Below are 12586 nucleotides of genomic sequence, written 5' to 3'. Positions count from 1 at the left end.
AAACTTGGTGAAAAAATGATGAAATACGAAAACAATGCTTTTTTTAGAATGCTAGAAATTGTAACCGCTTTTTTTCAACTTAATATTTTATGGCTTATTTTTTGTCTTCCAGTTATCACTATTTTCCCTGCGACCGTTGCAATGTACTGTGTCACTCGACAATGGATTATCCACAAGGACTATAGTGTCTTTCGTTCGTATATGAAATTTTTCAAAGAAAACTTCAAACAAAGCTTTGTGCTTGGGTTGATTTGGTTAGTGCTCTCCGGTCTATTATTTTTAGACTTTACTTTAATGAATAGCCTCGGGTCTTTACAACCTATCTTCTATTCTATCTTTTTACTGATCGGATTTATATTATTAATAACAACGATTTATATTTTTCCGATGATTGCTCACTACCGAATGAAAACAATCGATCTCGTCAAAAACTCATTTTTCTTTTCTCTAAGATTCTTACCAACCACGTTTTTGTCCTTGATATGTATGGTGGCTACAGGGTTACTCCTTTATTTTTGGCAAATTACTTTTTTATTCATCTATAGTGTTTGTGCTTTTTGTATCAGCTTTCTTTGTCATCGGGTCTTACAAAAAGTTCAAGAACAGGTCAAAGCCTTATGATCTTATAGCAAAAAAACCGAGTACATTTTGGGAAGTACTCGGTTTTTTGCCTTATATTATGCTTCTCTTTCAAGAAGCCTTTCTCCAGGAATGATCTTTGGTACTTCAATCACTCTTGCCAAAATAATTGCCACAATACAGATACAACCCGCTAGTAAAAAAGCAGAGGTAAACGGAAGGGACTTCACAACCATCGGCCCAACAAACGCAGATAACCCGTAGGCTTGATACATAAAGCCGTAGTTACTTCCCATGTTTCGTACACCAAAATAGTCTGCAGTAACAGATGGGAAAAGAGCGAGAAAACCACCGAAGCAAAATCCAATTAAAGAAACAGCCATTAAAAACAGAGCATAGTTCATCATTCCTGTACTCATATAAAACATCATTCCGGCTGTTAAGCCATAAATGGTGATTAATGTAGATTTCCGTCCAAAACGATCGGATAGTTTTCCCCATACAATACGTCCTGCCGCATTAAACAGGGCAATCACCATAACCGCATTTCCTGCTTGTTCAAGTTCTAGATTTGCCATCTCAACTCCGATGTCGACAGCAAAACTAATCACCATTAAACCAGAAACACTACCAAATAAAAACATGAACCATAATAAATAAAACTGTTGAGTTCGAAGCATTTGTTTAGGTGTAAACTGATTGCTCGTATCTACAAATGTTTTTACCTGATTAATAGATGTTTGTTGTTTAGGTTGATACTTTACTACCTGCTCCTCTGTTGGATTTTTGAGCAACTGTGCCCCAGCAATAACAAACAATAAATATATGATTCCTAAATACATAAAAGTTGAAGAAACTCCTGATAATTCAATAAGATATCCAATCAATGGTTTGTAAATCAGACCACCTAGTCCAAATCCTGCGACAGCTACACCACTTATAAATCCTCTTTTATCAGGAAACCACTTTACACATGCGGATAGTGGACAAACGTAGGTCATTCCAATCCCAATTCCTCCGATAACACCATAGAAGAAATAGAGCTGTAATAGGGAAGTTGCTTGACTTGATAGCAGCAATCCAATCCCTAGCAATAAACCTCCAATTGTTGCGACCCACCTCGGTCCAATATGATCTTGCAGTCTACCAGCAAAAATGGTTGCAAATGCAAAAACAACAATCGTGATCGAAAAAGTAACAACCACATCTTCCCTAGCCCAACCAAACTTATCGATAAGCGGCTGATTAAAAAGACTCCAAGCATACACCGCCCCTAAATTAATTTGAATGAGAACGGCCCCCAACACCACTAACCAACGATTCAAATAAAAAACCTCCTTCAGTTTAGAAAATTGCCCAATAAAAAAGAGACCAGCGGTGATAAAAATTCATCATCGCTGGTCTCTTCTATACTCACATACACTGTGTTTACATAAGCAACCAAACAAAATTAATAATTACAAATGATTTCCCTTCCCCTTGTCTCCAGGACATTAAGAAGAGCTATCATGATTTTTACTAATTATAAATGTCTGTTTATGATCGGTCAAGAAAATAAATAACAGGTAAACATAAAATGTTATTTGTAGGTGAGTATAGTAAAGTACAAAACTTAGGAGGAATTCTTATATGAGTGTAAAAAATGAAGACTTGTTGTCCCCCTTTCGTTTTTCGAATGGAATCACATTAAAAAACCGAATGGTCATGGCACCAATGACCAATTTCTCTTCCAATCCAGACGGCACAGTGACGGATGCTGAAGTTTATTATTACGCGAGACGCTCAGCAGGAGTTAGCATGGTTATTACTGCCTGTACATATGTAACAGCAAATGGGAAGGGATTTCACGGAGAGTTTGGTGGAGATCGCGATGAAATGATTCCTAGTTTACGCCGTATAGCCGAGGCTATACAGCAGCAAGGAGCAAAAGCGATCCTCCAAATCTTTCACGGAGGAAGAATGTGTCCTCCCGAGCTTGTTCCAAACGGTGAAATTGTAAGTGCCAGTGATATTCCCGCTGAAAGAGGCGGTGTCTCCACAGAAGAACCAAATATAAATCCCCGAGCCTTAACAGAAGAAGAAGTTCAAGAAATGATCAAAGCGTTTGGTGAAACTACCCGTCGAGCGATTGAAGCCGGGTTTGATGGGGTTGAGATTCATGGAGCAAACGGTTATTTAATACAGCAATTCTTTTCCCCTCATTCCAATCGAAGAGAAGACCGGTTCGGTGGCAGTTTGGAAAAACGGATGACTTTTCCTCTGGAAGTTGTAAATGAGGTAAAACGTGTTGTCCGAGAAAGTGCACAATCTCCCTTTTTAATAGGATATCGTTTTTCCCCTGAGGAACCTGAAACGCCAGGAATTACAATGGGTGACACCTTGAAATTAATCGACGCCTTAGCTGATAAAGACCTTCATTATCTACATGTATCATTAATGGATTTCTTTTCCACCCCACATAGAGGAGTAGAAGATCTCTCTAAGAGTAGAATTGAGTATTTACTAGAAACCATAAATGATCGTGTTCCTTTGATTGGAGTAGGTTCTATTTACACAGCTGAAGATGCACGTAAAGCGTTTGCGACGGGGGTTCCTCTTCTCGCCTTAGGAAGAGAACTAATCATTGATCCAGACTGGGTTCAAAAAATCTCTGAAAACAGAGAGAATGAGATTGTAACAAAAATAAACAAAGAGAAGCAGAAGGAATTAGTTATTCCTGACCCTCTATGGAATGCCATTATCAATAGCCCTGGTTGGTTTCCAGGTGTGTAATTTATTAAAGAGCTCTTGACTTGTTCAAGAGCTCTTATCTTTCAAAACCAATATGTTTATCCGACTTCTTCACTTTCAACATACAAACCAACGCAACCACCATACTTCCCGCAGCAGCATAAAACAAAATTCCAAAACCAAAGAGATCAATAAAGACCCCTAATATGGGTGGTGAAATAATGGCCGACAGCGAAGAAACTAAATAATATAAACCCGTTCTAGTTCCATAACTATGTTCGCTACCTGTCGAGACAATATATGGATAAGCATTAATATTAATACAGGCCCAAAAAACTCCACCCGCGAATAAAAGGATCCGAAGAAATAGAACGGTTTGAACAGTAGTTAACAATAAAAACACAAAAATCAAACCCATTATTCCTATGATAATCATTCTTTTCTTTCCATACTTAGCCCCCAGCAACCCCGAAGGAATGGCCGACAAAACAAAGCTTAATGAAAAGAAGGCTAATGAAAAGGCAGATGCGGTTTTGGTTAAGCCTAGTTCACTTACTCCGTATAAAGTAAACAAGGCTTCCATCCCTTGTATCGCAATAAACCAGAAAAAGATTGCCGCTAATAAAATGATCGTTGGACGATTTAACTCACTTTTATAGCTGAGCTTCGGTGCAGTTGTAACTGAATAGAAGAGGGCATCCCGTCTTTCAATAATGTTTTTGTACAAAACCCATAATGCTACCAAAAATATGACGCTAACAGCTAAAAAAGGCGTGGATTCATTCACACTAAACAAATAAGAGCCCACACTAAATGCCAATATGGCACCAACGCCACCCATAAAATTAATAATTCCATTTGCTTTTGTTCGCTGGTATTCTGGTGTGATATCTGGCATGAGAGCGATGGTTGGAGATCTAAATATAGCCATCGACAGGTTCATGCACAACATAAAAATAATTAAAGTTAAAAGACTATTGTGAAATGGAATTAGTGCAAAAAACAAAGCAGCTAGAGGGATTCCCACAAGTAAGTAAGGCATTCGTCTGCCATAGGTTGTATTCGTCCGATCACTGCGTTGCCCAATATAAGGCTGTAAAAATAAAGCAATATAGTTATCAATGGTCATTAAAAAACCAATCAGTGCCGTGCTCGCTAAATAATTTTCAAGAAAAAATGGTACAAATCCGTTATACAGCGACCAACCGATACTAATGCTAAAAAACCCAAAGCCTAACAACCATGTCTTTTTCATCGTGCCCCCCCTACACCTTCAAGAAAATCTTTTTAGAGAACATAATGCTATTATCCTATGTTGAGTTTTATGAACAATTGCTTGTTCTACTTTTATATATAAAAAAAGGCTGGTTTCGTAAAGATTGTTGTTTTTGGTATAACGCTGGGTTTATTGGTCTATTTGAAGAGTAGCTCTTTTCTAAGGATGAAAAAATTTTGATTGCTGTCTAAACATATAGTTAATTTCCTAAAGGTGTGTTTATAGCAACAATGTTTTAGAAAAGAGCCTAAAAAAAAGAAAACACCTTGCCTCTCCTGACAAAGTGTCTTACACTATTACACCGATTTCTTTCTTTTAAAGAAATACAAACCAAATAACAAAACAAACCATAATGGTGTTAACAATAATGCTGCACGTGTGGATTCTGAAATTAGCATTACGAGCAAAATAAAGGCAAAAAGAGCTAGTACGACATAGTTAATAAAAGGTGTTAATGGAGCTTTAAATATTGATTTTTGATGTAGATCTGGACGAGTTTTCTTATATCTAATATGAGAGATTAAAATTATGCTCCACACCCAAATGAAACAAATTGCACTAATGGTCGTTACAATTCCAAAGGCTTGCTCAGGGATCAGTTTACTCAATAGTGTCCCGACCGAAACAATGACCGTTGAAATGAATAATGCATTACTTGGCACTGCATTTTTGTTTAACTTTGCAAGCATACCTCTTCCACCGTTTTGACGTCCTAAGTTAAACATAATTCGACTGGTAGAAAATAATCCACTATTACTAGCAGAGGCAGCAGAAGTTAATACGACAAAGTTAATGATCCCGGCCGCAACGGGAATACCAACTAAAGTAAAGGTCTTAACAAAGGGACTTGTATCTGCATTCAATTGGTTCCATGGATTTATACTAAGCAGGACAATTAAAGCACCCACATAAAAGAATAGAATTCTTAATGGAATTTTATTAATGGCTGAAGGAATATTTTTCTTTGGATTTGCTGTTTCTGCAGCTGATACACCAACCAACTCTACTCCAACAAAAGCAAATACGACCATTTGGAAAGAAAATAAAAAGCCGCTAATTCCATTCGGGAAAAACCCTCCGTGTTGCCATAAATTTTGTATCGAAACCGTTCCTGCGTCTGTTTTAAATCCAATTACAAGTAAAACCACTCCAATCACAATTAAAGCAAGAATGGTGATAACCTTAATAATCGCAAACCAAAATTCTAATTCTCCAAAAAGCTTTACTGTTAAAAGATTCAACCCTAATAAAATGATTAAACAGATAAGCGCTGGTACCCATTGTGGGATGTCAAACCAATACTGCACATACATTCCTACTGCAATAATATCGGCCATCGCCGTCATAATCCAACAGAACCAGTATGTCCATCCTGTCACAAAGCCTGCCCATGGTCCAATATAGTCGACTGCAAAATCGGTAAAGGATTGATAACCCGCATTCGATAACAAAAGCTCCCCTAATGCTCTCATAACAAAAAAGGTTGCTATCCCTACGATTAAATAAGCTAAGATGATAGAGGGACCTGCTAATGAAATTGCTTTTCCTGAACCTAAAAACAATCCTGTACCAATCGTTCCACCAATTGCGATTAGCTGTACATGTCGATTTTTCAGTTCCCTTTTTAATTCATGCTGTGCCACTTGATATTCCTCCGTTTTTTTCAATTGTTATTGTAGTAATAATAGCCATAAAAAAAGAGACTGGAGTTCCCTCCAATCTCTTAAAACGTCAGAATAACAAATACACATGGTTAAATGATAAAAAGAGAACTTACTTACTCTTTCATTCATACCAAATAGTATCTTTACTCTTCTGTCCTTTTGCCTGAGATTGTGAACCCTTCGGCGTCGCAATACGCGATCTCTCCAGAAGCCGCTCCTGTTATAGTTTGACCCATAACATTCATAGCTTGCTTGATTAAATTATTTACAGCTGAGATTTGTTTTTTCAACAAACTCTCAAGCTATTATTCTACGATAATTTGTAATTTTAGCAGTATTCTTTTCGTTGGTCAAGAATATTTTTGTGAGATGATGATCAATCTTATTTTTACACACTATGAACCGACCTTTTGATAATTCGATCGATCAGTTTCTTGCTTGGATATAGATTCGTATTTGTTTTACCAATCCTTTTTAAAAAGGCATCAGCCACTGCCATAATACGAGCTTCTAACGGTATTTTTCCTCCCCCTTTAATCCTTTTGGATATCCTTTGCCGTAAACTTCAGTAATTATTAAAGACGAACCTTAAGAAAACCTTAAAAAAAATGCCCTCAAAAAGAGCATTTTACTTTTGAATGGTATTTTCTAATAGTTGCATTTCTAATTTACAAATCCATTTATAGTATCCTAACAATATAAGGAGTAAAATCGGGTCCACAATGGCTGCATGCCAAATCCTCCACCAACCATAGTGGAAATATCCCCAAGGTTCAGGCAGCAGGGTTAAGGTTTCATAAATTAATATTCCAATCACCCAGAAGAACATATAAATGAATTTTTTCCAAACCGATTGATAAAAAGGAAACCAATTCAGAAACATCATATTAACTGGAGGAATAAGTACTGTATGAGCAAGCATCCCTAACCAATCGACCTGCTTATCAAAATACCAATAGGCATGATATTTAAATTCAACAATTAGATCAAAAATACACTGAAAAGCAATTGTAAAGATCCATATATGCACAATTTGGTTTGTAGTGAATCTTTTCACTGTTTTAAAGGCAATAAAATTAAAAGTAATAATGGCAATAAAAAGTCCTATCATATCTTATTCCTTTTTATTTATTAAACTTCCCTATTTTCCATCTTTTTACACATAGATCATACTTCCTTTTTTAATCCTTTTATCAAATCTACTCTGTGGTGAAACAGGAGTGCTAATCCATTAGAAATTATTATTCAGTATTTTAGCATCATGTCCGTATTCATCATTCTTATCTACTATATGTAAAAATTTTAGCCCATTATGAACCAGGCACTAAAAATATTTTAAATCATATATAGGTGATATCCCGTGCGAAATTTTTGAGGAGGACATCATGAAGCCTATGTTACCTATGGAAAAATATTTCGGTAAGTTAGAACTAGTCTATGAATTTTATGGAGCTATGCCGACAGGTGTTAGCGTATCAGAAACCGGTCGTATTTTCATTTGCTTTCCGAAATGGGGAGACGACGTTAAATTCACTGTTGCGGAAATTGTTGGGGATACTTTGCAGCCTTATCCTAGTTTAGAAACCAATTTGGGTTATCAGGGTAATATCACAATGTCTTTTATCAGTGTCCAAAGTGTAGTTGCGGATGGAAGAGGAACACTTTGGGTATTAGATACAGCGGCACCGAATTTTTCTGAACCAATTAAAGGAGGGGCAAAATTAGTCGCTGTTGATTTAAAAACCAATACAATAAGAAAAGTATATACCTTTACAGAAGATGTTGTCCTTCCAACAACTTATCTGAATGATGTCCGATTCGATTTTCGTGTTGGAAAAGCCGGTTATGCCTATATAACGGATTCATCTTCCAAAGGACCAGGAGCTATTATCGTTGTAGATTTAGAAAATGGAAAGGCGTTTAGACGGTTAAATGGAGCTAATTCAACTTCACCCGACCCTTATTTTTTGCCGAAAGTAGAAGGTGAAATTTTGATGAACCGAAACAAAGATGGATCCACATCTCCATTTAAATTGGCGTCTGATGGTATAGCGATTTCTCCCGATGGAAAGATTTTATTTTACTGTCCACTTACCAGTCGGCATTTGTATTCGATCTCAACAGAAGCTCTAAGAGACAGAACGATACCCGACATAGAACTACCTTATCAGGTGGAGTACTGGGGAGAAAAAGGTGCGTCTGATGGAATGATCACTGGGGCAAAAGGAACCATTTATGCCGGAGACTATGAAAACAACAGTATTCGAAAGATATTGCCGAATGGCATAATGGAAACAATCGCTCATGATCCGAGAATTTTATGGCCAGATACGTTTTCAATTGGGCCGGATCAATACTTATATGTTATTGTGAACCAATTACACCGGCAGGCAAGGTTTCATTATGGAAAAGACCTGCGACAGAAACCTTATAGTTTACTTCGTATGAAAATTGATGAATTCCCTGCTTCTACCTTTTCGTAATAAAAAATAGTTGAATAATTTTTACATTACGTCAAGGTGTGGTTTAATCGGTTTTATTTCAGAAAAAATGTTTTTAGGAACAGTTTTATTTGTCAATGTTAAGCTGTTCCTAAAAAGCTAATTTTCATACAAGAGGCTGCATCTGGAGTAAATCTTCCAATACCTCTGTTAACATATACAATCCCCTCTTCTTTGTCTATCCTCTAAAATTTCTATATAATGTCCAAAGGCATTTTTCTAGTCGGTTGCGGAAATACCTCATCAAGTCTATTTAAATCCTCTTTTGTTAATTCAATTATAGTAGCTTTCGCATTTGCTAGTACATGTTCTTCTTGAACAGCTTTTGGAATAGCTAGACAATCGTTAGAACGGATTGTCCATGCGAGAGCGATTTGTAAGGGTTGTACAGCGTATTTTTCTGCAATCTCTTTAATGGTTGGATCCGTTAACAATTGTCTTCTTAATGAACCTCCTTGAGCTAGCGGGCTATATGCCATAATAGGCATGTGATGTTCTCGCTGCCATGGTAAGAGATCATAATCTATCCCCCTTGAACCAAGATGATATAACACTTGATTAGTCATACAATTTTTTCCGTTAGTGGTGTTCCATAACTCTTTCATATCATCGGTATCAAAATTGGAGACTCCCCACCTTACTATTTTTCCTTCCTTGCGTAGCTTTTCCATTCCTTCAATGGTTTCTGCTAATGGCACACGTCCTCGCCAGTGTAAAAGGTACAAATCAAGATGATCGGTTCCCAGCCTTTTTAGACTGTTTTCACACGCTTTGGCTATCATATCTAATCCTGCATGATGAGGATACACCTTTGATACTAAAAAGACGTCATCTCTACGTCCCTTAATTGCTTCACCTACTAAGCGTTCAGAATCGCCATTACCATACATTTCCGCCGTATCTATTAGTTTCATGCCTAATTCTATACCGAGTTGTAAAGCTTTGATTTCCCTATCTCTCATTTGAGGATTTTCTCCCATGTACCAAGTTCCTTGTCCTATTCTTGGCAGAGAAGTTCCATCAGGCAATGTAACTACACGACTCTCAAGGGAATTTTTTATTTTTGTTAATTGATTTTCATCCTGTACACTCATTAAAAACCAACACTTCCTTTTGTATCTTTTATGTAACTAATGAACAAAAAAGGCGGCAATACTCTATTGCAGTATTGCCACCAGTAAATCACTTAATTCTTACCTTATTTCTATTTTAGTTAGAACTGCTGCTTGGTAAGGTGGTAAGCTTCCTTTCAACATCGATTTAGGCGATTATACTAAGTGAGCTCCACCATCAATAAGAACAGCCGTCCCAGTAGTAAAACCGTTCTTAGCAAGGTATACATAGGTTTCAGCTATGTCTTCCGGCTTTGCAATCCGTCCAACAGGGAGCTGTTGTGCAATGCCGTTGAACAGTGCTTGCCTCTGATCATCTGACATTCCAGCATAGATTGGAGTGTCTACAATTCCAGGTGAAACCACGTTTACCCTAATAGGGGCTAGGTCTACGGAAAGTCCTCGAACCAATCCTTCAATGGCTGAATTGATTGCCGCTAACGTAGTAGCGCCTTGAGGAGGACGAACGCCATATACACCAGAGGTTAAGGTGATTGAGCTCTCATTGCTTAAATATGGAAGTGCTGAACGGACAGTAATATATTGCCCCCAGAACTTACTATCAAATGCCTCTTTAGCACTTGCCACAGGCAGTTCGCTAAAGTGCCCCATCGCACCTTCTCCTGCTGTTACCACAAGGTGGTCAAATTTTCCAACCTTACTGAAAAATTCTGCTACTTTTTCTTCGCTTCGAAAATCGATTTCAATTCCTTCTACACTTCCACCAAGAACTTGTTTTGCTTCATTTAATTTGGAAACAGAACGGCTGGCAATGATCACTTGAGCAGATTGATCTAGAAACGCTTTGGCAGTTGCTAAACCAATACCAGAAGTACCCCCTAAAACAACTACTCGTTTACCATTTAATGACATAGTAAAACCCTTCCTTCTTAAAATCTTTTTTGTATTGATCATTTATTGTGAAATTTATTTCTAAAACGATACTATTCAATACCTATTATTCAGCTAATAATTTTAAGGATTCACGATTAAAGGCAGGAATGTCATCCGGAAAACGGCTTGTTACAATATTATTGCTTACTACAACTTCTTCATCTTTGTAGTTAGCACCTGCATTTTTGAGATCGTTCCTTATTGATTTGAAACCTGTTATGTCGACGCCTTTTAATAGGTCTGTATCAATTAATACTTGTGGGCCATGGCAAATGGCAAAAACAGGTTTACCTTCTTGTATAAATGCTTTTGCGAATTCACCAAAACGATCATCTTCACGTAATAAATCAGGAGAGAAGCCGCCAGGGATGAGTAAAGCATCAAAGTCTTGAGGATTAACTTCCCCAATTCCTTTATCTATTTTTACTGTTTCACCTTTTTTACCAGTAATATCTTTTCCAGCCTGTATGTCGATTGTGATCACTTGATGACCAGCATCTTTAAATGCTTGTGCTGGTTCTGTGAATTCTACATCTTCAAATAAGTCTGTTATTAGTGTAGCGATTTTTTTGCTCATAATGATAAGCCCCCTTAAATTTGTAAAAGCATCGTGGGTATTATTCTCATTTAACACAATAAATACAAGTAATCTACCGTGTTTAGTATATGATACTGCTAGATATATAAAGGTATAAAAACATTTAGTATCGCTCTGCCACGTGTTTAATGATGGTGATGCCCTTTGGAAGAATTCTTGATGTCAAATGCTGATGTCCTCCTTTTTACCTTTCGCTTTTTGTAATTTCTGCCAGAAGCTCGTATGAACGAAGGCGAGCTTTGTGGTCGTAAACTTGGGCAATGGCCATGATTTCATCAGCCTGGCTCTCCTTCAAAAATGTATGCAGCTTGTCCTTTATCGTCTGCTGGCTGCCAACAATCGATGTGCCTAATTGCTGCTCAAGAGCCTTTAATTGGTAGCTGCTGGCCACTTCGGATATGTCATCTACCGGTGGTTGAAGCTGTGTAAGGTTGCCGCTCATCAGATTCAAAAATTGCTGCTGCAGGGTTGTGAAAAGGAGTTTTGCCTCTTTATCTGTTTCTGCTGCAATGATATTCAAGGCCACCATGGCATACGGCTTATCGAGAACATTCGAAGGCTTAAACGCCTTGCGATAGATCTGTAGTGCACCCAGAGTGTTAAGTGGCGAGAAATGGGAGGCAAACGCGAATGGCAAACCCAGTTCCCCGGCCAGCTGCGCACTGAAGCCGCTTGAACCCAGCAGCCAGATTGGAATATTCAACCCTTCACCTGGAATCGCTTTTATAGGGTTTCCTTGGGCCAAGGATGGATCAAAGTAACCTCGGAGTTCCGCTAATTGCTCAGGAAAGTCATCTCCGGTACTTCCCCAGTCGCGTCTCAATGCACGAGCGGTCCCCTGGTCTGTACCGGGTGCCCGCCCCAGACCAAGGTCAATTCGCCCAGGATATAAGGATTCAAGAGTGCCAAACTGCTCAGCGATGACGAGCGGTGCGTGATTCGGCAGCATGATTCCTCCTGAACCAATCCTGATTTTTGATGTACCGGCTGCCACATGGGACATCACCACAGAAGTGGCGGAACTGGCGATAAACGGCATATTATGATGTTCTGCGAGCCAAAAACGGTTGTAACCAAGTTTTTCAGCAAGCTGTGCGAGTTCCAATGTATGGAGGAAAGAGTCAGCAGGAGTACTTCCGGTTGTTATCGGTGAAAGATCAAGCACCGAGAATGGAATTTCGTTTAGTTTATTTGCATGTTTAGACATAAGTTCATCTTCTTCCCTTATCTAA

The 12586-nt window shown here is 38.1% G+C and carries 11 protein-coding genes and 1 riboswitch; of the genes, 3 read left to right on the top strand and 8 right to left on the bottom strand.

What is annotated here, in order from left to right:
- Positions 1 to 15: 15 nt before the first annotated feature.
- On the top strand, positions 16 to 621 hold the full coding sequence (locus MKX65_RS27030; protein ID WP_445677904.1) for a YesL family protein: 606 nt from the start codon (positions 16 to 18) through the stop codon (positions 619 to 621).
- A 56-nt stretch (positions 622 to 677) separates the two neighbouring features.
- On the opposite strand, the gene MKX65_RS04550 is transcribed toward MKX65_RS27030, so the two are convergent.
- A complete protein-coding gene (locus MKX65_RS04550) occupies positions 678 to 1904 on the bottom strand; it encodes an L-lactate MFS transporter (protein ID WP_340902599.1) in 1227 nt (408 codons plus the stop codon).
- A 304-nt stretch (positions 1905 to 2208) separates the two neighbouring features.
- Between MKX65_RS04550 and MKX65_RS04545 the strand changes: the two genes are divergently transcribed.
- Positions 2209 to 3351, top strand: a complete 1143-nt coding sequence (locus MKX65_RS04545) for an NADH-dependent flavin oxidoreductase (RefSeq protein WP_340902597.1) — start codon at positions 2209 to 2211, stop codon at positions 3349 to 3351.
- 34 nt (positions 3352 to 3385) lie between these two features.
- Here the strand turns inward: MKX65_RS04545 and MKX65_RS04540 are convergent, their stop codons facing one another.
- The 3 genes from MKX65_RS04540 to MKX65_RS04530 form a co-directional block, all read right to left on the bottom strand.
- Positions 3386 to 4564 carry an SLC45 family MFS transporter gene (locus MKX65_RS04540; protein ID WP_340902596.1) on the bottom strand — a complete coding sequence of 393 codons (1179 nt, stop codon included), beginning with the start codon at positions 4562 to 4564 and terminating at the stop codon, positions 3386 to 3388.
- Between the two features lie 317 nt (positions 4565 to 4881).
- Positions 4882 to 6228 (bottom strand): amino acid permease, encoded by a 1347-nt coding sequence (locus MKX65_RS04535; protein ID WP_340902595.1) that lies wholly within the window; start codon positions 6226 to 6228, stop codon positions 4882 to 4884.
- Between the two features lie 162 nt (positions 6229 to 6390).
- Positions 6391 to 6467: riboswitch (glycine riboswitch) on the bottom strand.
- A gap of 410 nt (positions 6468 to 6877) precedes the next feature.
- Positions 6878 to 7360, bottom strand: coding sequence for a hypothetical protein (locus MKX65_RS04530; RefSeq protein ID WP_340902594.1), 483 nt, complete (start codon positions 7358 to 7360; stop codon positions 6878 to 6880).
- Between the two features lie 274 nt (positions 7361 to 7634).
- On the opposite strand from MKX65_RS04530, the gene MKX65_RS04525 reads away from it, so the two are divergent.
- On the top strand, positions 7635 to 8732 hold the full coding sequence (locus MKX65_RS04525; protein WP_340902593.1) for an L-dopachrome tautomerase-related protein: 1098 nt from the start codon (positions 7635 to 7637) through the stop codon (positions 8730 to 8732).
- A 212-nt stretch (positions 8733 to 8944) separates the two neighbouring features.
- Here the strand turns inward: MKX65_RS04525 and MKX65_RS04520 are convergent, their stop codons facing one another.
- The 4 genes from MKX65_RS04520 to MKX65_RS04505 form a co-directional block, all read right to left on the bottom strand.
- Complete coding sequence (locus MKX65_RS04520; RefSeq protein WP_340902590.1) at positions 8945 to 9844, bottom strand: aldo/keto reductase; 900 nt, start codon at positions 9842 to 9844, stop codon at positions 8945 to 8947.
- 174 nt (positions 9845 to 10018) lie between these two features.
- Complete coding sequence (locus MKX65_RS04515) at positions 10019 to 10735, bottom strand: SDR family oxidoreductase (protein WP_160547365.1); 717 nt, start codon at positions 10733 to 10735, stop codon at positions 10019 to 10021.
- A gap of 85 nt (positions 10736 to 10820) precedes the next feature.
- On the bottom strand, positions 10821 to 11333 hold the full coding sequence (locus MKX65_RS04510; RefSeq protein WP_340902589.1) for a type 1 glutamine amidotransferase domain-containing protein: 513 nt from the start codon (positions 11331 to 11333) through the stop codon (positions 10821 to 10823).
- 205 nt (positions 11334 to 11538) lie between these two features.
- Positions 11539 to 12561, bottom strand: a complete 1023-nt coding sequence (locus MKX65_RS04505) for an LLM class flavin-dependent oxidoreductase (protein ID WP_340902588.1) — start codon at positions 12559 to 12561, stop codon at positions 11539 to 11541.
- Between the last annotated feature and the right edge of the window lie 25 nt (positions 12562 to 12586).

It is taken from the genome of Robertmurraya sp. FSL R5-0851 (genome assembly GCF_038002965.1).
Taxonomy (GTDB): domain Bacteria; phylum Bacillota; class Bacilli; order Bacillales; family Cytobacillaceae; genus Robertmurraya_A; species Robertmurraya_A beringensis.
The sequence above is the reverse complement of the archived record's forward strand: the minus strand, read 5'-3'. Positions and strand labels throughout refer to the sequence as shown.

Bases quoted from the DNA above. Each gene is read 5' to 3' on its own strand.
- MKX65_RS27030 (WP_445677904.1), top strand. From the start codon at position 16: ATGATGAAATACGAAAACAATGCTTTTTTTAGAATGCTAGAAATTGTA.
- MKX65_RS04545 (WP_340902597.1), top strand. From the start codon at position 2,209: ATGAGTGTAAAAAATGAAGACTTGTTGTCCCCCTTTCGTTTTTCGAAT.
- MKX65_RS04540 (WP_340902596.1), bottom strand. From the start codon at position 4,564: ATGAAAAAGACATGGTTGTTAGGCTTTGGGTTTTTTAGCATTAGTATC.
- MKX65_RS04530 (WP_340902594.1), bottom strand. From the start codon at position 7,360: ATGATAGGACTTTTTATTGCCATTATTACTTTTAATTTTATTGCCTTT.
- MKX65_RS04525 (WP_340902593.1), top strand. From the start codon at position 7,635: ATGAAGCCTATGTTACCTATGGAAAAATATTTCGGTAAGTTAGAACTA.
- MKX65_RS04520 (WP_340902590.1), bottom strand. From the start codon at position 9,844: ATGAGTGTACAGGATGAAAATCAATTAACAAAAATAAAAAATTCCCTT.
- MKX65_RS04515 (WP_160547365.1), bottom strand. From the start codon at position 10,735: ATGTCATTAAATGGTAAACGAGTAGTTGTTTTAGGGGGTACTTCTGGT.
- MKX65_RS04510 (WP_340902589.1), bottom strand. From the start codon at position 11,333: ATGAGCAAAAAAATCGCTACACTAATAACAGACTTATTTGAAGATGTA.
- MKX65_RS04505 (WP_340902588.1), bottom strand. From the start codon at position 12,561: ATGTCTAAACATGCAAATAAACTAAACGAAATTCCATTCTCGGTGCTT.